19 protein-coding genes and 1 pseudogene are annotated in these 25832 nt (G+C 70.8%); 13 read left to right on the forward strand and 7 right to left on the reverse strand.

The genetic code is table 11. The features are described 5' to 3' along the window. Positions 1-191: 191 nt before the first annotated feature. A complete protein-coding gene (locus tag FRAEUI1C_RS35390; protein ID WP_013428208.1) occupies positions 192-542 on the forward strand; it encodes a hypothetical protein in 351 nt (116 codons plus the stop codon). A gap of 183 nt (positions 543-725) precedes the next feature. Here the strand turns inward: FRAEUI1C_RS35390 and FRAEUI1C_RS39245 are convergent. After that, positions 726-1061, reverse strand: a pseudogene (locus FRAEUI1C_RS39245) (STAS domain-containing protein); the annotation flags it as partial. Between the two features lie 169 nt (positions 1062-1230). Continuing rightward, entirely contained in the window at positions 1231-2943 is a 1713-nt protein-coding gene (gene pgi, locus FRAEUI1C_RS35400) for a glucose-6-phosphate isomerase (RefSeq protein WP_013428210.1), read from the reverse strand. 395 nt (positions 2944-3338) lie between these two features. Here pgi and FRAEUI1C_RS35405 point away from each other — a divergent pair, with 395 nt between their 5' ends. The 4 genes from FRAEUI1C_RS35405 to FRAEUI1C_RS40620 all read left to right on the forward strand — a co-directional run bounded on the left by FRAEUI1C_RS35405 (position 3339) and on the right by FRAEUI1C_RS40620 (position 10617). Continuing rightward, positions 3339-5882 (forward strand): serine/threonine-protein kinase, encoded by a 2544-nt coding sequence (locus tag FRAEUI1C_RS35405; protein WP_013428211.1) that lies wholly within the window; start codon positions 3339-3341, stop codon positions 5880-5882. A gap of 104 nt (positions 5883-5986) precedes the next feature. Then, complete coding sequence (locus FRAEUI1C_RS35410; RefSeq protein ID WP_232425237.1) at positions 5987-8332, forward strand: serine/threonine-protein kinase; 2346 nt, start codon at positions 5987-5989, stop codon at positions 8330-8332. 98 nt (positions 8333-8430) lie between these two features. Further along, positions 8431-10032 carry an FAD-binding oxidoreductase gene (locus FRAEUI1C_RS35415; RefSeq protein WP_013428213.1) on the forward strand — a complete coding sequence of 534 codons (1602 nt, stop codon included), beginning with the start codon at positions 8431-8433 and terminating at the stop codon, positions 10030-10032. Between the two features lie 426 nt (positions 10033-10458). Further along, the gene (locus FRAEUI1C_RS40620) at positions 10459-10617 is read left to right on the forward strand and encodes a hypothetical protein (RefSeq protein WP_013428214.1); all 159 of its coding nucleotides are present in this window, start codon (positions 10459-10461) and stop codon (positions 10615-10617) included. 260 nt (positions 10618-10877) lie between these two features. Here FRAEUI1C_RS40620 and FRAEUI1C_RS35425 read toward each other — a convergent pair whose 3' ends face one another. Genes FRAEUI1C_RS35425 through FRAEUI1C_RS37055 form a run of 3 tightly spaced genes read right to left on the reverse strand, consistent with a single transcriptional unit; the run spans position 10878 to position 12920 of the window. Next, complete coding sequence (locus FRAEUI1C_RS35425) at positions 10878-11873, reverse strand: bifunctional lytic transglycosylase/C40 family peptidase (protein WP_013428215.1); 996 nt, start codon at positions 11871-11873, stop codon at positions 10878-10880. Positions 11874-11889: 16 nt separating this feature from the next. Further along, on the reverse strand, positions 11890-12639 hold the full coding sequence (locus FRAEUI1C_RS35430; RefSeq protein ID WP_013428216.1) for a hypothetical protein: 750 nt from the start codon (positions 12637-12639) through the stop codon (positions 11890-11892). Then, positions 12636-12920 carry a helix-turn-helix domain-containing protein gene (locus FRAEUI1C_RS37055; protein WP_013428217.1) on the reverse strand — a complete coding sequence of 95 codons (285 nt, stop codon included), beginning with the start codon at positions 12918-12920 and terminating at the stop codon, positions 12636-12638. The genes FRAEUI1C_RS35430 and FRAEUI1C_RS37055 overlap by 4 nt, the downstream gene beginning before the upstream one ends. 775 nt (positions 12921-13695) lie before the next feature. On the opposite strand from FRAEUI1C_RS37055, the gene FRAEUI1C_RS35440 reads away from it, so the two are divergent. From FRAEUI1C_RS35440 to FRAEUI1C_RS37920, 8 genes are all read left to right on the forward strand, one after another. Beyond that, positions 13696-15300 carry a hypothetical protein gene (locus tag FRAEUI1C_RS35440; RefSeq protein WP_157735227.1) on the forward strand — a complete coding sequence of 535 codons (1605 nt, stop codon included), beginning with the start codon at positions 13696-13698 and terminating at the stop codon, positions 15298-15300. A 61-nt stretch (positions 15301-15361) separates the two neighbouring features. Next, complete coding sequence (locus FRAEUI1C_RS35445) at positions 15362-15784, forward strand: DUF6112 family protein (protein ID WP_013428219.1); 423 nt, start codon at positions 15362-15364, stop codon at positions 15782-15784. A 120-nt stretch (positions 15785-15904) separates the two neighbouring features. Then, positions 15905-16642, forward strand: coding sequence for a DUF8175 domain-containg protein (locus FRAEUI1C_RS37910; protein WP_232425238.1), 738 nt, complete (start codon positions 15905-15907; stop codon positions 16640-16642). Continuing rightward, positions 16639-18015, forward strand: coding sequence for a hypothetical protein (locus tag FRAEUI1C_RS35450; RefSeq protein WP_013428221.1), 1377 nt, complete (start codon positions 16639-16641; stop codon positions 18013-18015). The genes FRAEUI1C_RS37910 and FRAEUI1C_RS35450 overlap by 4 nt, the downstream gene beginning before the upstream one ends. Positions 18016-18180: 165 nt before the next feature. Further along, positions 18181-19683: an SCO6880 family protein gene (locus FRAEUI1C_RS35455; RefSeq protein ID WP_013428222.1), complete on the forward strand. Its 1503-nt coding sequence runs from the start codon at positions 18181-18183 to the stop codon at positions 19681-19683. Then, a complete protein-coding gene (locus FRAEUI1C_RS35460; protein WP_013428223.1) occupies positions 19680-21665 on the forward strand; it encodes a putative type IV secretion/conjugal transfer ATPase in 1986 nt (661 codons plus the stop codon). Before FRAEUI1C_RS35455 ends, FRAEUI1C_RS35460 begins: the two co-directional genes overlap by 4 nt. Positions 21666-21887: 222 nt before the next feature. Beyond that, positions 21888-22244: a very short patch repair endonuclease gene (locus FRAEUI1C_RS37915; RefSeq protein WP_232425583.1), complete on the forward strand. Its 357-nt coding sequence runs from the start codon at positions 21888-21890 to the stop codon at positions 22242-22244. Positions 22245-22576: 332 nt separating this feature from the next. Next, positions 22577-23701 (forward strand): DNA cytosine methyltransferase, encoded by a 1125-nt coding sequence (locus FRAEUI1C_RS37920; RefSeq protein ID WP_157735229.1) that lies wholly within the window; start codon positions 22577-22579, stop codon positions 23699-23701. Here FRAEUI1C_RS37920 and FRAEUI1C_RS38845 read toward each other — a convergent pair. Together FRAEUI1C_RS38845 and FRAEUI1C_RS35480 are read right to left on the reverse strand one after the other, a co-directional pair. Continuing rightward, entirely contained in the window at positions 23684-24343 is a 660-nt protein-coding gene (locus tag FRAEUI1C_RS38845) for an HNH endonuclease (RefSeq protein WP_013428225.1), read from the reverse strand. The genes FRAEUI1C_RS37920 and FRAEUI1C_RS38845 overlap by 18 nt on opposite strands. Positions 24344-24718: 375 nt before the next feature. Continuing rightward, the gene (locus tag FRAEUI1C_RS35480) at positions 24719-25519 is read right to left on the reverse strand and encodes a nuclease-related domain-containing protein (protein ID WP_013428226.1); all 801 of its coding nucleotides are present in this window, start codon (positions 25517-25519) and stop codon (positions 24719-24721) included. Between the last annotated feature and the right edge of the window lie 313 nt (positions 25520-25832).

The following is a 25832-nucleotide window of genomic DNA, read 5'->3' on the forward strand; positions in this document are numbered from 1 at the left end:
CATCCGCGGGACCCGCGACAGGACAACTCTCGACGGGCCCACCCTGCATGGGTGAGAACGACCGCGCCTGGTGACATAGTAACCACTGCGGGTAACCAAACGAATGAGGTACCTGGTCGCGGTCCGGGCCCGCCGCGCCGATCGCGCGACTTTCTCGGACTTGTTGGACCTTTGGCTCAGGGGGTGTTCAGGTGGAACTAACCGCGCCTACCGCCGCGCTGGTGATCGCATTTCCGCTGGTCATGATGCTGGTCATGCTGTTGATGAACTCGGTGGAGAGGTGGTTGACCAGTCCGGGACGAGCACCGCTGCGCCTCGTGCCCAGCGGCGCCGCCGGCACCCCACCAGATGACGGCCGCGGCGACGGCGAGGCCGCCGAGGCCACGGCGATCACCCTGGAGCCGGCGGCCGCGGCCGAGGTTCCGCTGATCGCCGCGATGGGGACGAGCGACGGCGGAAGCCGCGCGGCCGAACTCCACCCCGCCCTCGCGCTGGTCAACGCCACCCGGTCGGCCGGTCGGGTTTCAGCCGCCGACGCCTGACGCCGAGCCTGGGTCAGGCCCGCCCACCGCCGCCCCGACCCCTTCCGGCCGCGCGACCTGGGCCCCAGGCGCCAGGGCCGCACCCGCGTCTGCCGCCAGCGACAGAGCCGCACCTGCTGGCAGGGTCGCTTCCTCTCTGGCTGACCGCGCCGCCGTCGCGGCCGGCGGCCTGGGGCTGGGCGGAGCCGGGACGAGGCGGAGCCGGCCGGTCAGGCCAGTGGCCGTGACCAGCTCCAGGAACGCCGGCGTCGCCGACCGGATCTCCAGCGAGCCGCGTACCCGCCGCAGCAACAGGTCCGCCCGCAGGAGCGCGGCGAGCCCCGGTATGTCGACCCGGCGCAGCCCACCGACGTCGACGGTCACGGTGGCGCCACCGCGTCCGAGCAGCTCGGCGATCTGGTCGCGCAGACAGCGCCGTCCTGGCGCGTCCAGCTCGCCGGCGAGCTCGATGAGCACGTCCTCCCCGCCCCGCGCGTCGCGGTGCACGGACATCCGCAGCGCCCCGGCGTCGACCCGCATCTCATCCCCGATCCCCTGTCCACAGAATGGTTACGGAGAGTAACAGCGGCCCCGTCGATTCCGTCGGACGCGGGCAGGGGAACGGGACCGGGCCGATGCCGGGGCCGCTGTGGACGCAGGGGATGCCGCGGACTCAGGGGATGCGGTGGGCTCAGGGGACGCAGGGAGCTCAGGCGCCAGCGGGTGCCGGGAGCGTCTCGGCGAAGCCGGCGCGGAAGCGGTGGATGAGGGCGTTGGTGGAGCCGTCGTGGGCGAGCGCCGGCTCCTCCTCCCCGGCCAGCTCGGGGATGATCCGACCGGCGAGCACCTTGCCGAGCTCGACGCCCCACTGGTCGAAGCTGTTGATCCCCCAGATCGTGCCCTGGGTGAACACCTTGTGCTCGTACAACGCGATCAGCTGGCCGAGCGTGAACGGGGTGAGCTTCGGGGCCAGCAGGGTGTTGGTCGGCCGGTCTCCGGTGAAGACCTTGTGCGGGACGAGCTCCGGCGCGACCCCCTCGGCCGCGACCTCGGCGGCCGTCTTCCCGAAGGCCAGCGCCTCGGTCTGGGCGAAGAAGTTCGCCATCAGCAGCAGATGCTGATCCGCGGCGCCGCTGCCGCCGACCTGCGCGTGCGGCGGGGCGACGAACCCGATGAAGTCCGCCGGGATGACCGTCGTGCCCTGGTGGAGCAGCTGGTAATAGGCGTGCTGGCCGTTCGTGCCCGGGGTGCCCCAGACGACCGGGCCGGTGGCGGCGGTGACCGGGTGGCCGGCCCGGTCGACCGACTTGCCGTTGCTCTCCATGTCGAGCTGCTGCAGATAGGCCGCGAACCGGCTGAGGTAGTGGCTGTACGGCAGCACCGCGTGCGTCTGCAGGCCGAAGAAGTCCCGGTACCACAAACCGATCAGCCCCAGGAGGACCGGCAGGTTACGGTCGAGAGGCGCGGTGCGGAAATGTACGTCCATCGCGTGGAAACCGGACAGCAGCTCGGCGAAGTTCTCGGGCCCGATGGCCACCGCGAGTGACAGCCCGATGGCCGAGTCCATCGAGTACCGGCCGCCGACCCAGTCCCAGAACTCGAACATGTTCGCGGTGTCGATGCCGAACTCGGCGACCTTCTCGGCATTCGTCGAGACCGCGACGAAGTGGTGCGGCACGGCGTCCACGCCGAGCTCGGCGACCAGCCAGGCCCGCGCGGTCTTCGCGTTGGCGATGGTCTCGAGGGTGGTGAACGTCTTGGACGAGATCACGAACAGCGTCTCGGCCGGGTCCAGGTCGTGCGTCGCCTCCCAGATGTCCGAGCCGTCGACGTTGGAGACGAAACGGGTCTGGATAGACCGGTCGGCGAAGGTCCGCAGCGCCTCGGCGGCCATTGCCGGGCCGAGGTCGGAGCCGCCGATGCCGATGTTCACGACGGTCCGGATGTGCTTGCCGGTGGCGCCCGTCCAGACCCCGGAGCGGACCCGGTCCGCGAACGCGTACATCTTGGCGAGCACGGCGTGCACCTGCGGCACGACGTTCTCGCCGTCGACCAGGACGGTCTCACCCTCGGGGGCACGCAGGGCGGTGTGCAGCACGGCCCTGCGCTCGGTGGTGTTGATTTTCTCACCGGCGAACATCGCCTCGACCCGGCCCGCGAGCCCGGCCCGTTCGGCGAGGGCCACCAGAAGCCGCATTGTCTCGGCCGTGACCAGGTTCTTTGAATAGTCCAGGAACAGGCCATCTGTTTGCGCGGACAACTTCTCGGCCCGGCCGGGCTCGGCCGCGAACAGCGCCCGCAGGCCGGTTCCGGCGAGCTCGGCGTGATGCGCACGCAGCGCGGCCCACTCCGCTGTCTGTGTGATCACCACCGGCTCGCCACCCAGCGGGGACGACTCAGAGTTCGGCACCGAACTCGACATCACGCGACCGCCCTTCGACCTCTTGTCTGAGATCTGCCTGCCTGAGATCTGCCACCGTCAGTGTCCACGGCCGGCCTGGCCGTAGAACTGACGGCGCCCCGACCGTCGACGTCCGGTCGCAATCCGCCAGCGCGACCGGCCGACCGCCACCGCTCAGCCAACCAGGAAGCCACGACGTCCGGGCGACGGTGGGCTGACGTGATGTCGGACATCCGACGGACACCAACTACGCCCTACCAGGGGGGAACTCGGGGGTACCAGGCCGTAGTATCGCCGGGTACACGACGAAGGGCGCGTTTGCGGCCCGGGCGCGGCCTTCGCGTTTTAGATTCCCCGCGTTCAACTCCGGGGCCGGCGGCGAACGGGACCAGACCTTGCTAATCGATCGTTCTCTGGTGGAGGCGGCCCTCCCCGGCTACCAGGTCGAAGGCGACCTCGGTAAGGGCGGATACGGCCTCGTGCTCGCCGGCCAACACCGGCTCATCGGCCGCAAGGTCGCCATCAAGATCCTGCTGGACACCTCGGACGACCCCGAGCTGCGCGCCCGCTTCCTCGCGGAGGCACGGGTGCTCGCCGAGCTGGACCACCCGCACATCGTGCGGGTCCACGACTACGTCGAGCACGAGGGCACCTGCCTGCTGGTGATGGAGCTGCTGCCCGGCGGCACCCTCAAGCAGCGCATCCAGGCCGGCAAGATCAATCAGGAGACCGTGTGCGCGGTCGGCATCGCGGCGGCCGCGGCGCTCACCACGGCGCACGCCGCCGACGTCCTGCACCGCGACGTCAAGCCGGACAACATCATGTTCGACGGCGCCGGCCTGCTCAAGGTGACCGACTTCGGCATCGCCAAGATCTTCGACGGCGCGGAGACGACCGCCAGCGCGATCCTCGGCACGCCGCGTTACATGGCGCCCGAGCAGATCCTCGGCGGCCGGCTGTTCCCCTCGACCGACCTGTACGCGCTGGCCGGCGTCCTCTACGAGATGCTCGCCGAGCGGCCGCTGTTCGGCCGCCCCATGGGCGTGCAGCCGCTGACCCACCACCATCTCAATGTCATGCCGGACCCGCTGACGATGGCGCCCCCGCAGGTCGCCGGGGTCATCATGCGCACCCTCGCCAAGGACCCGGCGGCCCGGCTCGGCGACGCCACCGAGTTCGCCCTGGAGCTCGCGAGGGCCAGCGTCGCCGCGTTCGGCCCGGCCTGGCTGACCCGGTCGGACGTCAAGATCCGCGTCGACGACGAGATCCGTGAGGCCGCGCTCGGTACCACCTCGACGCCCAGCTCGCGGTTCTCCGGGCCACCCGTCGGGCCGCCCCGCCCGGCCGGGCCGCAGACCCCGCTGCCGGGCACGCCGGGCTTCCCCGGCTACGGCCCGACCGGCCCGCCACGTCCCAACCAGCAGTTCCCCCCGCGGCCGGGCATGCCGACCGGTCCCGGCTACCAGCCGGGACCTGGCCGGCCCGTGCCGACGACCGGCCGGCCGTTCACCGGCACCGCGCCGGTGGGCACTCCCGGTGGCTGGTCTGCGCCGCCCGCCACACCGCAGCCGACGCCTCCGGGTCCGACCCCGCCCGCCGCCCCGCTACCGACCCCCGGGTACCGCCCGCCGGCCGCTGGCGGTTGGCCGCCCGGCGGGGCACCGCCGGTCCAGCCCCGGCCGCCCCAGCCCATGCCGCCGCGGCCGCCGCTGGTCCCGCAGCCGGTCCGGACGCCGCTTCCCACCCCGCACCGCGGCCAGCCCAGGAAGGGCCTGTTCGGGCTCTCGCTGCGGACCACCCTGATCACCGCGACGTTGCTCTTCGTGCTGATCGCCGGCCTGACGACCGCGATCGCCCTGGCCTTCAGCCGCGGTGGCGGAGGCGGTGGTAGTGGCGGCGACGGGGTGAACACGGCGCAGGAGCCGTACCCGGACCGGACCCGCGGGCTGCCGGCGACCGCCATCGCGTACTCGGGCCCGACGCTCACGGTCCCGAACCTCGCGCCGCTGCACCTGTTCATGGGGACAGACGGCTCGGTGTACGTCTCCAGCCTGGACACCAACATCGTCCACCGGATCAGCAAGGACGGCACCGTCACGCCGATCGCCGGCAACGGCACCGCGGGATTCAGCGGCGACGGCGGCCCGGCGACCTCGGCCGAGCTGAACGGACCCGGCACCGCCGTCGTCGACAAGAACGGCAACATCTACGTCCCGGACACCGCGAACAACCGGATCCGCAAGATCACCCCCGATGGCAAGATCACCACGGTGGTGGGCAACGGCACGGCCGGTTTCAGCGGTGACGGCGGTCCGGCCACCCAGGCCGAGATCAACAGCGTCGAGGGCATCGCCGTCGGCCCGGACGGCTCGCTCTACCTCGCGGACTACTCGAACGAGCGCATCCGCAAGGTGACGCCGGACGGCATCATCAGCACGATCGCGGGCACCGGCACGAAGGGCTACACCAGCACCCCGACCCCCGCCCTGTCGGCTCAGATCAGCGACCCGAACAGCGTCGTGATCGCGGACGACGGCACGATCTACATCGGCAACCTCGGCAGTGACTCCGTCCAGAAGATCGGCAAGGACGGCATCCTGAGCCCGTTCGCGGGCAACGGCAAGACCGGCCGTACCGGCGACGGCGGGGACGCCGCCAACGCCACCCTGTCGATTCCCGACCTGGCACTTGGCCCGGACGGCACGGTCTACATCTCCAACTACGGCAGCGACACCGTCCGCAAGGTCACCCCCGACGGAGTCATCACCACGATCGCCGGGACCGGCGCCGAGGGGAACACGGGCGACGGCGGTCCGGCGACGGCCGCGCAGCTGAAGAGCCCCAGCTCGGTGGTCGTCGACGCGAGCGGCGCGGTCTACATCGCCGACAACGGCAACAAGGAGATCCGCCGGGTCGACCCGAACGGCACGATCAGCCTGATCGCTCGCCAGGCGAGCTAGGCCCACGTCCCCCATCCGGCGCTAGGAGAGGCTCCCTGACCACGCCGACACCCGCGCCGGACCTGATCGCCGGCGCGCTTCCCGGGTACGAGATCGGTGCCGAGTTGGGCCGTGGCGGATTCGGGGCCGTCTACGCCGCCCGGCATCGGCTGATGGGCCGGGCCGTGGCCATCAAGGTGCTGCTCGACCCCGGCGCCGCGGCTGGCCCCGACCCCTTCGACGGGTCGGGCGGCTCTGGTGGCGACCTGCGGACCCGCTTCCTCGCGGAGGCGCGGGTCCTGGCCGAGCTCGACCACCCGCACATCGTGCGCGTCTACGACTACGTCGAGCACGCCGGCCTGTGCCTGCTCGTCATGGAGCAGCTCACGGGCGGCACCCTGCGGACCCGGATCGCGTCCACGCCACCGTCGCGCGCCGGCTCGGCGTGGACACCGTCCGACCAGCTGGCCCGGCCAGGGAACCTCGACCCGCGATCCTCCTGCGCGATCGGTCTGACGGCGGCGACCGCGCTGGCGGCGGCGCACCGGATCGGCGTGCTGCACCGGGACATCAAGCCCGACAACCTGCTGTTCGGCGCGGACGGGATGCCCCGGGTCGCCGACTTCGGCATCGCCAAGATCGTCGAATCGTCCACGGTGACCACGACCGGCCTGCTCGGCACGCCGCGTTACATGGCGCCCGAGCAGATCGAGGGCACCCGGCTCGGCCCTGGCACCGACCTCTACGCCCTCGGCGTCGTGCTCTACGAGTTGCTCTGCGGCCGGCCCGTGTTCGGCCGCGGGCTGACGGTGCCCGCGTTGCTGCACCACCACCTGTCCATCCCGCCGGACCCGATGCCCGAGGTCCCGGCACCGCTGGCGGCCGTGGTGCTGGCCGCGCTGGCCAAGAACCCGGCCGACCGGCCGGCAAGCGCCCACGACCTGGCCCTGATGCTGGCCGCTGGGGCGACGGCGGTGTTCGGCCCCGGCTGGCTCGCCGCCGCCGGCATCCCGGCCCGGCTGCCGGACGACGTGCTCACCGCCGCCGGCCACCGGCTTGGCGACCTGCTGCCAGGCATGACGCCCGGCTGGGCGCCGCCCGGGGTGTCCCCGACGCTCGCCGGACCGACGACGACCCCGCCGTACCCGATGCACACGCCGCGCCCGGGTGGCCCGTCGCCGACCGACCCGCCGCCGGGGCCGCCACTCACCCCGACCAGGGTCGCGCCGACGCCGCACGGCCGTCGCCGGCGACGCCCGCGACGACGGGGCCTCCTGATCGGCGCGGGCGTCACGCTGGTGGTGGTCCTGCTCGCCGTCGGCCTGGTGGTGGGCCTGACGGCCGGTGGCGGGGGCGACGCCAAGCCCGGCTACGCCGGCCAGCAGCTCACCCTCGACCGAGGCACGTTCTTCGACGCGCTGGCGCTTCGCCGGGACGGCACGGTCTACGTCGCCGTCTCCGACAGCGGTGTGGGCACCGGCGCCGTCTACGAGGTCACGGCCAGCGGAACGGTACGCGCGGTGGCCGGGGTCGGACCGGCGCCGGCGAGCTCGCCGACGACGACTCGGACGACGACGGCCACGACGCCACCCGCGACGACCAGCCCACCCCCTGTCCCCGCCGCCGGCGTGCCGGCCGCCCAGCTCGTGCTGAACGAGGTGCACGGGCTGGCGGTCGCCCCGGACGGCACCGTCTATGCCGCCGACCACGCGGCGGACCAGGTCTACCGGATCGCCCCGGACGGCAGGGCCTTCGTCTTCGCCGGGACGGCCCGCGGCGGCGGGGGCTTCACCGCCGACGCCGGGCTCGCGACGAGGGCGGCGCTGGACGGCCCGGCCGCGGCGGCGCTCGGGCCGGACGGCTCGGTCTACGTCGCCGAGGGCAGCCGGATCCGCAAGATCACCAAGGACGGCCTGATCTCCACCGTCGCCGGAGCGTACGGCCGCAGCAGCACGACGGTCATCGGGGACGGCGGACCGGCGACGAAGGCGTCGTTGCCGTCTCCGTCCGGCCTCGCCGTCACCGCGGACGGCTCGATCTACGTGGCCGACGACTACCTGGACACCATCCGCGAGATCACCCCTGACGGGACCATCCGGACCGTCGCGGGCACCTCAGGCAAGGACGGTGAGACCGGCGACGGCGGCCCGGCGGCGCGGGCGCTGCTGAGCGGGCCGACCGGTCTGGCCCTCGGCCCGGACGGCTCCCTCTACATCACCGACACGCACAACGCGAAGATCCGGCGCATCGACCCGAAGGGCGTCATGACGACGTTCGCCGGAACGGACTCCGGCGTGTCGACCGGCCTGGACGGCACCTCGGCCGGCGAGGCCGCCCTGACCGGTCTGTACGGGGTGGTCGTCGACCCGTCCGGCGCCGTGTACGCCACGCTCAACCAGGTCGGCACCCTGCTCCGGATCGACCCGGCGAACCACATCGTGCGCACGCTGCTGGCGCCCCCGGAGAAGTAGCAGCTCACGGCGTGGGTGTCCGCCGGCCGACAGCCCGGCGGCCGGGCGGTCACCGTGAACGGTCCTGACCTGGGACTTCACCCGCGTAGGGTCCGGACATGGGCGTCGTGACGGACCGTCGGACAGTGTTACGGGCCGGGCTGGCCATGCTCGGCGGCGCGGTCGGAACGGTCGCGGCCGGCTGCTCGCCGGGCCGGTCCCACGCGCCGACCGGCCCGGCGGCCTCCGGCTCGATCGCCTCCGCCAGCGGGACCCCGCTCGGCCCGGCCCAGAGCTGGGACGCGTTCGCCGGGCGGCTGGCCGGCCAGCTGGTCCGCCCCACGGATTCCGACTACGACCGGGCCAGGGCCCTGTTCGACCCGGCCTTCGACACCGTCCGCCCGCAGGGCATCGCGTACGCGGCGAACCCCGCGGACGTGGCCGAGGCGGTCCGGTTCGCGCGGGCGACCGGGGTGGGCCTGGCCGCCCGCTGCGGGGGCCACAGCTATGCCGGCTACTCGACGTCGGACGGTCTGGTCGTCGACGTCACTCGGATGAACCAGGTGAGCGTCGCCAGCAACGGCGTCGCGACCGTCGGCGGTGGCACCCGACTGATCAAGCTCTACACCGACCTGGCCGGCGCCGGCCGGTCGATGGCGGGAGGTTCCTGCCCCACGGTCGGCATCGCGGGGCTGACACTCGGCGGTGGGATCGGGGTGCTCGGCCGGCTCTACGGCCTGACCTGCGACCAGCTGACCGGCGCCGACGTCGTGCTGGCCTCCGGTGAGCGGCTCAGCGTCGACGAGAACCACGACGCGGACCTGTTCTGGGCGCTGCGCGGTGGTGGCGGCGGCAACGTCGGGATCGTCACGGCGTTCCGGTTCGCGACCCGCCCCGCCCGGTCACTCACGCTGTTCTCGGTGCGGTGGCCCTGGTCCGCCGCGGCCGACGTGATCACCGCGTGGCAGCAGTGGATCACCGGCAGGCTGGGGGTCATGCCGGACACGCTGTGGTCGACGGTCGTCGCCGGATCGGTGCCCGGCGGGTCGGCGCCGACGCTGCGGGTCAGCGGGGTGTTCGCCGGTGACCGGACCGGCCTCAACGGCCCCCTGGCCGACCTGCGCGCGGCACTGCGCTCGGTCGCGCCGGTCAGCACCACGATCGTGGACCACGACTACCTGACCGCGATGCGGCTCGAAGGCGGCTGCTCGGCGAGCGGCGACACCTGCGGCAGCACCGCGGGCATCAGCGCCGGCGCGCGCCGGCCCGGTCAGAAGGCCGCGTCGGCGATCCTGCTCAGCCCGATCGCCCCGGCCGGCGTCGACGTCCTGTCCCGTCAGGTCGAAGCGCGCCAGCGCGACCCGCTGGCCAAGGCGAGCGGCGGGATCATCCTGGACTCCTGGGGCGGCGCGATCAGCAAGGTCAGCCCGTCGGAGACGGCGTTCGTGCACCGGGACGCGATCGCCAGCGTCCAGTACTTCGCCAGCTACCCGGCGGGCGCGACGGCCGAGAACGTCCGGGCGGCCCACGGCTGGGTGCGGGACACCGCGGCCGCGGTCGCGCCCTACGTCTCCGACCAGGCCTACCAGAACTACATCGACCCGGATCTGGCGAACTGGGCGCAGGCCTACTACGGAGCGAACCTTCCGCGGTTGACGGCCATCAAGCGCCACTACGACCCGGACAACCTGTTCCGCTTCGCGCAGAGCATCCCCAGCTGACCTCACGGAGAGCGGGAAGCGCCCCGAGCAGGGAGTCGACGTCAACCGGCTCGAGGCGCCTGCCGTCAGTACAACGCGGAACGGTCCGAGATCGCTACCGTCGGCACCCGGTCGATCCGTGCCTGTGGGTTGTCCCACTCCCTCGGCCCGCGACACGCCGACGCGACTCGCACCATATGCGTTCAGTCGATCACACTAAGCGGCGAGTCAGCTTGCGGTGTGCACTGAGCGTAAGTACAAACTCGATGCTGGTGATGCAGCAAGGCCGGTCGAGGAGGCGGATGGCCGCCACCGCGCTGCCCGGGGGTGCCCCGGACGGCGCGGTGGCGGCCCGGACCGTCCGAACCGTTCGGCTTCGGGGGGCGTCGCCGGCTCCTCGTCGTCAGCCGACCGGTCGCCGGTCGCCAGGTCATTGAGAGGTCGGGCGTGAAGAAGATTCTGTGGCCATGGGGTTTCTGGATCTTCGTGACCTTCTACGTGGTGACCGCGCCCAGCGACGCGGCCAACTTCGTCCACACCGCGTTCGGCTGGCTCGGCAGCATGGCCGACGGTTTCTCCAGCTTCGTCAGCGACGCAACGGCTTGACGGCCGGAACGGGCGCGGAGCGCCCGGCCGGCCGTCAAGCCAGCTCGGGCGCTGAGCGCCCTCGCTTAGGTGAATCTGGGTTGGTGAGGATGACCGAGGTGGACACCTGTCCAGGGTCGGGATCTTGGTCGAGTTTCGCTTGGTCGGGATCTTGGCTTGGTTTCGCTTGAGCAGGAGACGGCTCGTAGCGGCTCGACCGGTCCGGCTGGTCAAGGTTTGATCGGGTTCGGATGGTCCAGGTTCGGACCGGTCCGGCCGGGCTAGGTCTTGGCGGCCAGAGGTCTGGTCACGGCCACGACGGTGGTCCAGGCTGAGATGTCGGACACGACCACGCCCCAGCGGGCGCCCTTCGCGTCGATCACCTGGCCGTCGCCGACGTACATGCCCACGTGGCCCGGCGCGGCGACCGTGCCGTCGCTGCCCGGGGTGAACAGCAGGTCTCCAGGCTGGATGTCGGCGCCGGAGACCTGCGGGCCGGCGGCCAACTGCTCGGTCGTCACCCGCGGCAGTTGTACGCCGATCGCCCGATAGGCGGCCTGCACCAGCGACGAGCAGTCCCACGTGTCCGGGCCGACCGAACCCCAGACGTAAGCCTTGCCGACCTGGGAGCGCATGAACGCGACCACCGGCCCGACCGCCTCGGCCGACACGACCGCCCCCGCCGCGAGGTCGTCACCGTACTCGCGGGCCTTCGCCAGGATCGTGCGGACGTAGTTGCGGGTCTCCGGGAACGGCGGGAGGCCGGAGAACGCCAGCACGGCGCCTGGGCCCGCGTTGTAGGCGGCCAGCATCTTCTCCTGGCCGGAGCCGGGCACCGCCGCCACCGAGGCCGCGACCGCGCAGTCGTACCGGGCCGCGGCCGGGATCGCGTCGGCCGGGTTCCACACGTCGCCGCCCCCGCCGTGGGTGGCCCAGGTGCCCGGCATGAACTGGGCGATGCCCATGGCCCCGACCGGCGACGAGGCCCGCGGGTTGAAGCCGGACTCCTGGTAGAGCTGCGCGGCCAGCAGCGCCGGGGTCACTTCGGGGCAGCCCGCGTTGTTCGCCGCCGAGACGATCAGGTCCAGGTACTCGGCCGGAATGCCCTTGGAGTTGACGATCGTGTGCGGCCCGTTGTTGTCGCTGCCGCCCAGGAACGGCCCGGCGATGAGCAGCACGACCAGGCAGATGAACAGCATCATGCCGCCGACCGCCACGAAGGTGCCGCCGCCGAGCCACATCATCCAGCGGCGCCCGCCCAGCCGCCCCCGTGCCACGTTCCGTTCGCCTCCTCTAGCGCCCGGGCGCGTCGCCGGCGCTGGCGGACAGGTCGGCGCCGGCGATCCGCCAGCGGCCTGTGGTGTCGCGCAACAGCGTCACCGTCGGAGTAGAGACGGTTTGGGTCGCCGTGGCGTTGTCGGTCGTGTACGCGCTGCGGGCGTTGAGCAGGTACACGACCCGGCCGGTTGCGGCGGTGTCGCCGAGCGGGGTCGCGGCGAGCACCGTCACCGTGGAGCGGGCGCCATGGGCGCGCAGGTCATCCCAGGCCGGACCGGCGCCCGCGTCCGGGGTCGGGGCGCCGGTTCCGGTGCCACTGGTCAGCTGGCCGAGGAAGTCGGGGGTGAAGCACTGGTCGGCCGCGGCACGCTGGACGCCGGCGCCGAGGCTGGCGTCGGTGCGCGCGTCGAAGGACTGCCACCGGGCGAAGCAGTAGGTGGCGACGGCGGCCGGGGCGGAGCCGTCCGGCGGCGTGGCCGCGTCCGGCGCGGCCGAAGCGGTGGCCAGCGGCGGGCCCGGTGCCTGACTCGCGCCGGGCGGCGGCCCCGTCGTGGCCGGAGACGCCGAGGGCGTCGGCTTCGACGTCGAGCCGCCAGGCAACGAGCAGCCAGCCCCCACCAGCGCCACCGCGGCGGCCGCGACCAGGATCTTCGGGGCCGGCCCGGTTCCCCGGCTCCACAGGCGCGCCAGGCACGCCGTCCGGACGGCGCCGGGCGCCGATTCCGTCGGCGGCGACGCCCCGACCCGAGCCGGCCCCGGGGTCACTCGCGGCCGTCCAGCCAGTCCCGGACCCGGCCACGGCGGACCCGCCACTGATGCCCGACCTTGCGGGCCGGAATGGCGCGCTCGGACAAGAGCCGCAGCACGGTGCTCTCGGACAGCCGCAGCCAGACGACCAGCTCGTCGACGGTCAGGACGTCGTCATCGTCCTGACGCTGGGGCGGCTCATGACGACCGGACGGGTCGAGCCGCCGTTTGGGCTCCAGGCGGTGGGGAGGCGGGACGGCCGATACGCCCTCGTGCGCCGTCGGGACACCCTCCTGCATAGCGGCTGCCCCTTTCGCGCGGGTCAGTCGGTCGCGGATTCCGCTTGCATGGTCGCGCGTCCCCTCATGAGCCCGGCAACGCCCCCGGTATCGGGGCGGCAACGACGTGGTCGACGCCCATCGATGGTGACGGACGGTGTACCACCCCAGGTAACCATGGTTAGGCTCTGTGGGAGCTTGTCATACTTCTACGTCCCGGGTTATCCGAATCTGGTGGCGGCCCGCCGCAAGTGACGGTAAGTAATCCCAACTGGGGCCAACCGGCCTGAACCAGCCAGGAGGGCGACGGCACGTGAGCAATGTGCCACCGACACCGTACGGCGACGAGGGCGACGCGCGGCCGGTATCCCTTATCGGCGCGCAGTTCTCCACGACTGGGCCGCTGGCCGACGAGGACGACGCTGACCCGCGCCTCGACCGGGACGACGACTCGCGCGCCAGCCGCAGCCGGCGCCACCGGCGGCGGCGCGCCGAGGATGCGGCCGCGCCCGAGGGCGACGAGGCGTTCCACCTCGACGACCGACCGACCGTCCCGCTGCCGCCTGCCCGCGACCCAAGACCGCACGTCGTCGCAGGCCGGCCCGCGGACACTGTCAGCGACCGTGCTCCCCGCCGTCCGGACCGGCTGACGGACAAGCAAGGGCCAGCAGGCCCGGACGCACCGGCCGGGCCTAGCCCGTCGCTTCAGGTCGATGGGCCCACCCAGCCCCTGCCACCCGCCAGCCACCCCGCGTCGCCTCACCCCGCGTCGCCTCACCCTGCGTCGCCTCACCCCGTGTCGCCACCGCCGGCCCAGCCGCCCGGCGCCGCCAGGCCGGCCCCCCAGCGCCCGGCGCCCGGCCCGTCCTCAGCCCGCCAGCCCCGCACCGGCTGGCTGCCGGCCACGCCGCACGCCGCCGCGCCGGGCGACCCAGCCGATCAGGACGACGAGCCCGCCACGCCGCCGATCGGCCGACGGATGCCCCCCAGGCCCCCGGCCGCACCGCCGCCGGTGCAGGCGCCGCCCAGCCGGTTCGGCGATCGGCCGCCGTCGGGCGCCGCCGCGGCGGCCCACCCGTCGCAGGTACCCGAGCCGCCAAAGCCGGCGGCACGCAGCCAGCCCGGCCGTCCGGCCGAGCCGCCGCCGCCCGCTCCGGGCCCGTGGACCATCCCGCCGCCTGTTCGGGCACGCCCGGCGGCCCAGCCGCCACAGCCCACAGAGCCGCCTGGGATCGCCGAGCCAGGCGCACCCGATCAGGCCGGCGCCTGGGCGTCGGCTCCGGCGCCCTCGACCGAGCCGGAGCGCTCGGACGAGCCGGCGCGCCCGACACCGCCGGTTACCCCGACCGGCACGGCCGTCGCCCGGCGGTTCGCACTGCCTGCCGTCACGGACGACGAGTGGGACTGGGACGACGGGGACGGCCTCGCGGACTGGGACGAGATCCCGCTGCGGGAGTCGTTGCCCGACCGGGCCGCGGTCGACCTCCCCGGCTCGTGGCGGATCGGGATCACCTCCGCCTTCCCTTACTCGGGGACGACGACCCTCGTCGGCATCCTCGGGCTCGTGCTGGCCGGCGCCCGCGGCGAATCGGTGCTCGCCATCGACCTGTGCCCAGCCGTCTGGCCCGACGAGGAGCCGGAGGAACCACGCGGAGATCCGCTGTGCCCGCGGGTCGGGTTGGCCGGCGATGTCACGGTCGCCGACGTGGCCCGCAGACGCGACAGCCCGGCCGCCGGTCTGCGCGCGCTCCTGCACGCCTCCGGCGACACCGCCCCGGCGCTGGAGGTCGTGCCGTTGAGCCGGAGCCAGGCGCCAGCCGCCGGTGGGGCCGCGGTGGTCCCGGCGGACGACACCGTGACGCCAGGGATGCTGCGCACCGCGCTTGGTCAGCTGACCCGCGCCTACCCATTGGTGTTGGTTGACGCTCCGGTCGCCGCGCCGCTGTCGCCGACCGCGCTGCGGGCCGCCGACCTCATCGTGGTCGTCAGCCTCGCCGCTCCGGCCGACCTGGACCGCACCGCCGCCGCGCTGCGCGATCCGGCCGCCCCGCTGCTTCCCGTCGACAAGGACGGCCGGCGACCTCCGGTGATCGTCGCGGTCGTCTCGCCGCGACGAGGCCGCTGGTCACCGCGCACTCGAGCGGCCGCCGGCCGGCTGGCCAGGCACGTGGACACCATCGTGCGGATTCCGTACGAAAGCCGACTGGACCCGAGCAAGCGTGCGCCAATACGCATCCCGAGACTGCGCGGGAGTACCCGTCGGTCGTATCTACGGCTCGGCGTGGCGGTGGTCGAGTCCTTGCTTCGACTGGCCGCCGAAGAAACGGTCAAGACACACGCAACGGCAGCCGACGCGACTCGGGGGAGCACTCCGGAAACGCTCCGGACGCCCGTCGTATGATTTGCCAGACCTGCGGTCCCCGGGCCGTAGTAGGGCGAAGTGCCCGCGGGAAGGGACTACGATGATCGTCGACGCCGCGTCCGCGCGGGCGACAGGACTGCTGCTCGCGTCGGTTCAGGTCAAGCCAGATGAGACGAAGGCACCAGGAATCAATGCGCTGAAGGACCTGGTCAACGGCCTGGCGGCCTATGCCATCATCGCCGCGGTGGCTGCCGTACTGCTCGGCGGCATCGCCTGGGCGCTCGGCGAACGGATGGGGCTCGACCGAGCCTCGTCCATGGGCAAGAGCGGGGTGCTCGCCGGGTTCGGCCTGGCATTCCTGGTCGGCGCGGCCGCCGCGTTCGTCAACTTCTTCCTCGCGACCGGCAGCACCGCCTCCTCGGGGACCAAGGCTGACAGCACCAACGGCATGCGCCCGCCGGCCATCGTCCGGACCGTGGACGATCCCGCCGTGGTCCATGACGAACCTTCCGCATCCTCCTGAGATGTTCTCCGGGTACCGGCGGGCCGGTATTGGGATGATGTCCCTGCCGTCAGGGAGGGGGAGTGCGTGTCGGACAGCCTCACAAGGTGGGCTACCAGGCGCCTTGCTCTGATATTCACGTTGACGATCGGCGTGTCGTTGACCCTGGGTATCCTCATCGGCCGCGAGGCCCTCGGCAAGTCGTCCGGCAGCCAGAACCGGGAGCGCAGCGCCCTGCCAACCGCCACCTCCCAGCCGACGCCACCGGCAACCGCCGTGACCGTGGTACCCTCGGCGACTTCTGACGGCGCCGACAATACCGCCGAACCCGCCGGCGCTCTGCCAGGCGCGCCGAGCCACGTCAACGAGTTCGGCATCCCCGTCGGCTACCCCCACACCGAACCCGGCGCCATCAGCGCCTGCGGCAACTACGTCTCGGCCTACAGCGACGTCCGCAACCGCGAACCAAGTCGCATCAGAGCCGTACTCGGTTCCATTGCGACCAGTAGCGCCAGCAAAACTATTAGCGATCAGATTATTAAAGCCGACGATGCCAACGCCAAAGCGGCGGGCGCAAATTCCATCTCCGACCCGGGATTGAATTTTAACCTAAGAGTGGTCGGATTCAGCGCGAAGGACTCCACAGCTAATTCGGCAACCGTATCGATCTGGTCTGTCGGCGGAATTGGAATGTATAGCAACACCGACATAACGGCGGCGCCACGTGAAGTGTGGGGCTCCGACGACTGCACAGTAACCTGGACGAATGGGGATTGGAAGCTTTCCGCGGCAACCGACGGCCCTGATGGTCCCGCGATCACCCAACGGCCAGGGGAAGATTTTCGTCGGTTTTTCTACATCGGGGGTCCCTCCGCATGACCATGATCCCGTCGCAATCACAGCCCCTCGCTATCGGGTTTGATCCGGTCGCGCCGCTGAAAAACGCCATCACCGGTACCGCGGATTCTTTTCTGAGTTCTATTGGGACTGCGTTCTGTAACATGGCGGCGGATCTTTCGTCGTCGGTGTTCAGCTTCGCGGCGCAGAAGACGGCCGTTGACCTGCGGGCCGACTACGTGGTGAAGAACTACAACATCGTCTTCGGCGTCTCGGTGCTGGTCGTCACCGGTCTGTTCCTGTGCGCCTGCATCATGGGCGCGGTGCGCGGCGACCCGCATATCTTCGCCAGGGCGGCCGCGGCTACCGGGACGGCGATTCTGGGCTCGTTCGTCGCGCTGACCCTGCTGCAGATGGTGCTCACCGCGTCCGACGGCCTGGCCGACGCATTCGGGGACGGGCAACCGCTTGGCGCGAGCTTGGTCGGACAGTTGAGGTCTCTGCCAGAACAGGGCAACTTCGCGCTGGACATGGTGCTGTCACTGCTGGTCGCGTTGTTCTCATTCGCCCTGTTCGTCGTGCTTTACATCCGTAAGGTCGCGATCATCGCCATGGCGGTGTTCATCCCGCTCTACCTGGCGGGCCAGCCGTCCATGTCGACCAGCGCCTGGATGAAGCGCGCCACCGAGTTCCTGATCGCGCTGATCTTCGCCAAGCCGGTGATCTACGCGATCTTCACACTGGGCGCGGGAATGGCCAGCGACAGCACCGGCTCGGCCGCCGACCAGACGCTGACGATTCTCGGCGGCGTGGTCGTGATGATCGCGGCCGTCTTCTCGCCGTTCCTTCTGGTGCAGTTGTTCGGCTTCGCCGACGTGCACCTGATGCGCGCGGTCGGCAGCGCGGGCCGGCGCGGCGCCGCCTCGTTCGGCCAGGGCGCCGGAGCCCTGCTCGGCTCCACCTCCCGCGACACGTTCCGCGGCATCGGTGCCCGGCTGCAGACCCGCAACCGCGGCGTCCTCGGGGACGCCATGCCGGCCGGCGTGTCGGCCGGCGGCGGCTCGGCCCGGCCGGCGGTCCGCGCCGGGCGGCCCGGGGCCGTCCGGACCGGCGGCAGCGTGCGTCCGGGGGTCGGCGGCCGTCCGCGCGTCGGCCGTCCCGCGATCGCGGCCAGCACGGGGGGTGGATCGGTCGGCGCGGGCACCAGCGCCGTGCGCGGCCGCACCGCGCTTCCCGCGCGGGCCGCGACGGCGCGGGTTCCGGCGCGCGTCAGCGCGCCGCGCGCAACGACCCAGGCCGCTGCCACGTCCCACAGTGCGGCACCCGCGGCCCGTGCGACCCCGGCCGCGCGCCCGCCGGTGGCACCGCCGACCCGGCCACGGGTACCCGGCGGAACCAGCCATGGCGGCGGCTGACCGTCACGCGCCCGCCGGGCACCGGCCGACGAGCGCGACAGTGCGCGTCCGGTCGGCCAGCCTCGCGGCAGCGGGGACGTCCCCGCGCCGCCCGGCGACCGGTCGCTCGCGCGCAGCGTTGGGCTGCCGGCGTTGCTCTTCTAGGACTGCGTTGGAATAGGGGTCATGGTCGCGGAACGCAGTTATCGGTTCGGCCCGCTGGAACGCGGCGGGATCCTGCTCGGCCTGCGCTGGCCACAGCTCGGCCTGCTGGTCGGGGTGATGGTCTGCGTCATCGGCGCGCTGCGGTCGCCGATATTGCTGGCGCCGGCCTGGCTGCTGGTCGCGGTGGCACTGGGTTTCGTGGCGTTCGTCCGGGTCGAGGACCGTAATCTCGACCAGTGGGTGCCGATTCTGTTCGGCTACACGATGCAGAAGGTGACGGGCGAGACAGTGTTCCGCGGCGGCGTGTTCCGGCTTGGGCCGGACGAGGACCAGATCACGAGGACGGTGCTGCCTGGACCCCTGGCCAGCCTCGTCATGCTGTCGGTGCCGGTCGGGAACGGCCGCTACGTGGCCGTCGTGAAGGACACCGGCAAGCAGACCTACACCGCGGTCCTGCAGGTGCAGGGCAGCCAGTTCGCCCTGTTGGAGTCCGGCGACCAGCAGGCCCGGGTGGATGCCTGGGGCGAGCTGCTCGCCGGCCTGACCTCCGGCGGCGGGCGACTGGCCCGGATCCAGTGGCTGGAGCGGACGCTGCCCGACTCGGGCGACCAGTTGCAGCGGCACTGGCGGGTCCGCGGGCACCACGACGACTCGTGGGCGGCGCAGGCCTACCAGGAAGTGATCGACGCGGCCGGGCCGGTGGCGCAGCGGCACGAGACCTTCCTGTCGTTCCAGCTGCGGGCCAGGGACGCCAGAAGGGCGATCCAACGGGCCGGTGGCGGGGACAGGGCCGCCTGCGCGGTGCTGCTCGGTGAGCTGCGCACGATGGAGGCCGCGCTCGCCAGGGCGTCCATCAGCACGGTGGGCTGGCTGCCGCCGCGAGCTCTCGCGGCCGTCATCCGCACCACCTATGACCCGTACTCGGTCGACATGATCGATGCCCGCGGTGGCGCGTCCACCGACCTGGCCGGCGGTCTGAAGGGCCTGCCGTCCGGGATCGACCCGGCCGTCGCCGGCCCGGTCCGCGCGGTCGCGGCCTGGGACCACTACCGCACCGACTCGGGCTTCCACACCACCTACTGGATCAACGGCTGGCCGCGGGTGCCGTCCCCGGCCGCCTTCCTCGCCCCGCTGCTGATGGAGACGACCTGCCGGCGCACGGTCTCGCTGGTGGTCGAGCCGCTGCCGGGCCGCAAGGCCGAGAAGGCGGTCAACCGCCGCCGGATGGCACACCTCGGCGAACAGCAGATGCGAGACAAGATCGGCAAGGTGACGACGCAGCGCGACGCCACCGAGGCGGACGAGGTGGAGCGGCGCGAGCAGGAGCTGGTCGCCGGCTTCGGCGCGTTCCGGTTCCACGGCTTCGTGACGGTCTCCGCGGACGACCTGGACAGTCTCGCGGACGCCTGCGGCGAGGCCGAGACGCTGGCCTCGCGCAGCCGTCTGGAGATGGTGCGCCTGGTGGGCGAGCAGGACCAGGGCTTCAACGTCGGTGCCCTCCCGCTCGCCGTGGGCGTCTCATGACCACGCAGGACCCGGCTGGCCGGGCGGCCGCCGGCAGCCCCGGCCGACACCTGGCGGTCAACGAGACCGAGACATGGCTGGCCGGCGACCCGGTCGGCGACGACAGTTACGACGGCTACGACGGCGGCGACTACGACGAGTACGCCGCCGACCCGGACGGTCAGGGCGGTCACGGCGTCGTCGCCCGCCAGGACGAACCGGTGGTCGACGGTTGGCCCGTGCCGGCCCCGCCCGCGCAGGTGCCGGTCCGCCCGCCGGACTACGACCCGGGCCGGGACGCCGGCGAGTACGTCGACGATCTCGGCGGCGGCCGCGGCCGGCGCGCCGGCCAGGCCGCCCGGGGTTCGGCCCGGTCCGGCCGCCGGGCGCAGAAGTCGGCCGCCGCGGCCGAACGGGCCGCGACGCGCCGCGCCGAGTCGTCACGGCGCCGGGGCGCCCAGCCGCCCCAGTTGCACGGCCCGTTCCACGGCCAGACGTTCCACAAGCTGCGCCTGCCCGCGCACATGGAGACGACGGCGCAGATCGCCGGGATCTACCCGTTCGTCGTCGACTCGGGCCTGGACGCACCGGGCATGTTCATCGGCCGGCACGTCTGGTCCGGTAACTCGTTCGTGTTCGACGTTTTCGAGCTCTACCGCCAGCAGGTCATCGAGAACCCGAACTTCGCGGTCTTCGGCGCGGTCGGCTCACGCAAGTCGTCGTTGCTGAAGACGTTGATGTCACGCGGCGCCGCGTTCGGCTACCAGGCCGCGGTCCCGTGCGACCCGAAGGGCGAGTACACCCGGCTGGCCCGGCGGCTCGGCTGCGAGCCGACCTACATCGGACCGGGCATGTCGACCCGGCTGAACCCCCTGGACGCGCCGCCCCGGCCGCGCGGCATCCATGACCACGACTGGGCCCGCGAGGTGAAGCGGGCCCGCTCGTCCCTGCTCGCGTCGCTGATCGAGACGGCCAAGGGCGTGCCGCTCACCCCGCCGGAGCACACCGCGATCGACCTGGCCCTCGACGTCGTCTCCCGGCAGATCACCGGCGCGACGACCGACCGCTGGGCGACGCCGCTGCTCGGCCAGGTCCTCGACGCGATGACCGAGCCGACCGAGGCGGACTGCACCGGCCTGCCGATGACCGCCGTCGAGCTGCGCGACGCCTCCCGGGACGCGACCCTCACGCTGCGCCGGCTCACCACCGGCGCCCTGGGCGGCCTGTTCGACGGGCCGACCACGTCGCCGCTGGACTTCGACAAGCCGATCGCGGTGCTGAACCTGGAGCGGGTCCAGGGCTCGGACGAGATGATCGCGCTGATCATGACCTGCGCGCAGGGCTGGATGGAGGCCGCGCTGATGCGCCAGGACGGCGTCCAGCGCTACGTGGTCTACGACGAGTGCTGGCGACTGATGCGGTTCGCCGGCCTGGTCCGGCGCCTGTCCGCCCAGCAGAAGCTGGCCCGCCAGTGGGGCTGCGCGAACGCGATCGTCGCCCACCGGATCTCCGACCTGCTCTCGGCGTCCCCGGACTCGGTCGAGATCGCCAAGGGCCTGCTGGCCGAGACGTCGACCCGCATCCTCTACAAGCAGGCGACCGACCAGGTGTCGGCCACCCAGGAGGCGCTCGGCCTGACCGACGTCGCCGCCGACCTGCTCCCCCGGCTCGACCCCGGCTTCGCGCTCTGGCTGATCGGCCAGCGGGCCTTCTACGTCGAGCACGTCGTCGGCGACATGGAGATCCCGGTCGTCCTCAACGGCTCGAAGATGCACGGCGAGGTGGACGACATCAACCTCACCCCCGAGGACCTCGACCCGCGTGAGCTGGACCCCCCGGGCATGGGCCCCGAGGACTTCGCCGGCGGCCACTGGGAGCCGGCGATCCTCGATGAGGCCGACGACGCCGAGCGCGAGGACGCCTTCGACGTCTCGGTCTACCGGGACGACGAGGAGCCCGACGGCACCGGAGTCCGCGTCCCGCCGGGTTATCAGAGCTATTGACGGTCGGGCAGACCCATGGTGGCCAACTGCGACGACCAAGGCGGGCGGGCCCGGCCATGAGGTATTGGTGGCCGGGCAAGGTGGCCGGCGTGCGCTGCCGCCGACGACGTCCTCGGCTCAGATGTCGCAACGGACTCATCGACGTGGCCGACCTTCTACTACTCTGGCCGCATGGACCACGAACGGCAGTCATGGGCGTCATCGGTAGCCGTGAGGGCCTCGATGCGTTCCAACCGATCTCGGGATACCAAACCCGAATTGGCCCTCCGTTCAGCCGTTCATCGACTTGGCCTTCGCTATCGGGTTAGCGCTCGCCCGCTTCCGGAGGTGCGACGCACAGGTGATCTGGTCTTCACTCGGACACGGGTTTTCGTGTTCCTCGACGGATGCTTCTGGCACGGGTGCCCCGAGCACCATACTGTCGCAAAGACGAATGCCGCCTTCTGGGCCAAGAAAGTCCGAGAGAACCGAGATCGGGATGCCCAGACCAACAGGCTGCTAAAAGATGCGGGATGGGTCGTCATCCCGTGTGGGAACACGAAGATGCACAAACGGCCGCAATTCACGTCGCGGAAGTAGTCCGATCGCAAAATTGAGCGGCTCGCCGACTTTTACCCAGCCGTAGCCTGGTAGCGCGCAGCAGCTTTGGCCTGAAGGGTGTTGTCTTCGCGCCAGCCCCTAAGATCCTTCATATACGAAACGTACGCAATCGGTGGCTCTCCGACCGTTCGATCACCGGTCGCGAACGCGCGTTCTCGGCCGGAGCCAAATTTGGCCACACTTCTGCGACACGAACCGGCGCCTACCTGGCACGACTGTCACGGGATGCTATAGTGTGCTGTTGCCGTATGGGTCCCGCGCAGTGAAGATTCGAGGTTGTCGTGGCGGATGCTTCTCTCCGTAGCTCGCGTATGCGCTCCGGACACGGGGCACTCCGAGCGATCGGCGCGACAAAAGATTCCGAACTGGTCAGCTCGGAATCAAAGCCGACGCTGATCGATCTCTTCTGTGGCGCCGGAGGGATGACGTTGGGATTCATGCAGGCAGGATTCCAGCCGATTCTGTCCATCGACCATGACCTTCCATCTATCGAGACGCATCGCGCAAACTTCCCTGGAATGTCGATCTGCACGGACATTCGCGACTTTGTTGATTTTCCTTCCGCAGATGTTGTCGTCGGAGGTCCCCCATGCCAGGGATTCAGTCGTCTGGGTAAGCAGGCCCGGAAGGAACGCCTGGAGAATTTCCTGTGGAAAGACTACATGCGTTGTGTCGCATCCTCGAAACCAAGCGTCTTTGTGATCGAGAATGTCCCCGAGTTCCTCAAAGATCCGGCGTTCCTCGGTGTCTCAGAGGAATCTGAAAAGCTTGGCTACAAGCTTACGGTGTCGGTCTTGAATGCGGCCGATTTCGGCGTTCCTCAGAGGCGGCAGAGGACGATTATGATCGGAAGCAGGATCGGGCCTCCAAGCCTTCCTCGGGCAACGCACCAAAAGCCCGGCGACCAGATGAATCTCTTCACCGAGCTGCCAACATGGAGAACGGTCCGGGATGCTATCGGAGACCTCCCTCTAGAGCCGACCAATGAGAATCTGCATAACTCCCGAAATGTCTCGAAGCTTTCCCTTGAAAGATACCGGCATGTTCCTCCCGGCGGTAACAGGAAGGATCTGCCGGAAGACCTTCAGCCAGATTGCTGGCGGTACAAGGACCCTCGTGGAGGCGGTAGCACCGATCTCATGGGAAGGCTGGAGTGGGACGCTCCCTCGCTGACCATAAGGACCCAGTTTCTAAAGCCTGAGAAGGGACGCTATCTACACCCCGCCGCAGACCGATCCATCACCGTACGGGAGGGAGCGCGCCTGCAGACATTTCCGGACGACTTCAAGTTCACCGGAAGCGTCTTTCAGACGGTAAAGCAAATTGGGAACGCCGTTCCTGTAGAGCTCGCTCGACAAGTCGCCCTCGAGGTTTTCCAGCACATGGCGTCAAATTGCTATGAATGGGGTAACCATCCTCTAGAGCAGGTCGGATAGGTCGCTGACGACTGCACTGGCCGTGACATTTCGAGCGTATGCCGTGGTCATAATCCTCTTAAGGTGCTCCCTGTCGAGGTGCAGAATCAGCACATCATCAAACTTTTCTGGATACGCAAATGGACAATCCGCACAGCTGGCCAGAGCGCATCCACCGCAGGCCTGCCTCTTCTTGAGATTGCAACGCGTGCAAAGCGTCTGAAGATTTTCTTCATCAGAATCCCCTCCGCGGTCCGCCGGAATCTTGTGATCGCACTGCGGAACGAGAGATCCACGCTCCGGGTCGGTTTTCATCCGACAAATCTGGCAGATCCAGTCGTCACGTCTGTAGACGGTCTCGCGGCTGCGTCTTGGTACCTCCCGTCTAATACGCTGCGGTCGCACGGGGCCGTCGGACCGACGGATGTACCAATCGTCATTGGCGCCTTCCGACTGGCGGCGACTCTCGATTTCCCAACCGTATTCACTGATAATCTTTCGTATGCGTCTAGCATAGTTGGAGCGCCCATACTTCGCTTCGAGATCTCGGCGATGTACCGGCGTATTCAATGGGAGTAGATCGATCAATTCCTTCAGATGAGGGGGGAGTGCGATGACTGGTCTGACCAATGGCTCCGGGATAGGAAACAACTCGTCGGTCATCGATAGGACTCTCTGTCGCAGGCGAGAATTTTAGAGCTTACCCGTCACCCCACAGGCGGGACCCACCCATGATAGCTTCCGGGACTGTGGCATGTGACCTCCGGTGCGCTCGGGCAGACAGTCACTCGGCGAGGACGCGGGAGTGTCAATCTCCGCCTAGCGGCGGCCCCTGATGGGCATAGCGCTTGTCGGTCGGCGCAGTTTTCGCTCAGAGGTACGGCGAGATGATCTTCCCATTGACTACCAGGTCGCCCTGTCGCGACGGACAAGGAACTCTTGTTCGCTGGCCGAGAAGATTTGCTTCATCTCGTCGCGAGGCCACAGCGCTTGCAACCCAAGTAGTCCGGCCCATGGCAAGGCCGTGAGCCCTGGCTGTCAGAGCTGCTCGCGGCGGCGCAGGCCCCGCAGCTTGGACAGCGCGGACCAGGTGGGCGGCGGACCGGCGACCTCGTAGGCGGGCAGCGCCCGCTGGGCGACGTCGACCAGCATCGCGACGTCCAGCGGGCGCAGGACCACCCCGGCGGACAGCACGTACTCGGCGACGCCGGCGGCCGGCAGCAGCAGCACGCCGTCGACGAGGGCGAGGCCGCCGGGCACGTCGGCCCGAGCGAACGCGAGCACCGTCTGTGCCTGCAACTGCCAGCCCTCGGGCAGCTCGGCGAGCAGCGCGGCGCTCACCTGCTCACCCGTCCAGGCGACCAGGCCGAGCCGGGCGCGCAACGGCGCCTTGCCGGCCCACACCCCGCCACCACTCGAACGGACCGGGCCACGGTGCGCGTCGGTCTCGATCACCCAGACCCCGGACGCCCCGATGATCAGGTGGTCGATGTTGCCGGCCGAGTCGGCGGTGGACCGGTCGTGCAGGACGGTGTAACCGGCCCGGTTCAGGCGGTCGAGGGCTCGGGCGGTACGCCGCTCGGCGCCCGCATCCCGCCGCCACGCCTCGATCTCAGGCGGAATCCGGAAGAACCGGACGGCCGCCACCACGAGAACGAGCAGCGCCGCGGCGACTCCTGAGCGCACCAGCACCGCCGCGGCCCCGTGCAGCGAGATCCCGATCAGCACGACGACGAGCGCGGCGCCGACGGCGGCCGAACCGGCGATGATCGCGGCCCTGACCCGCCTGTCGTCGCGTTCGGCGACGTACAGCGCCCGGCGCCGCCGGTACTCCGCCATGGCCGACCGGCCAGGAGCCGTCCGGTCCAGCCCCGCGCTCAACCGCCACCACCTTCCAGCACCACGTGCCACGATTCTGCCGCGAGGCGGTCACCACGTGCTATCGGCAGTTCTTGGTCCGATGACCAGCATTCCATCGAATCCTCACGGTAAGCCAAGGACAGCACACGTACTGCACACTGGTTGGCCAGCGGTCCCTCTTGACTCGATTCGCGGGCCTAGCGGTCACGCTCGGTCGACCGAAAAGCCAGGCTCCGCCGGTTTATCCGCCCCGATCCGGGTGTATCGAGCGGGGGGTGAGCGGCCCGCCCAC

The sequence above is a fragment of the Pseudofrankia inefficax genome, from assembly GCF_000166135.1.
In the GTDB taxonomy this organism is placed as follows: Bacteria; Actinomycetota; Actinomycetes; order Frankiales; family Frankiaceae; genus Pseudofrankia; species Pseudofrankia inefficax.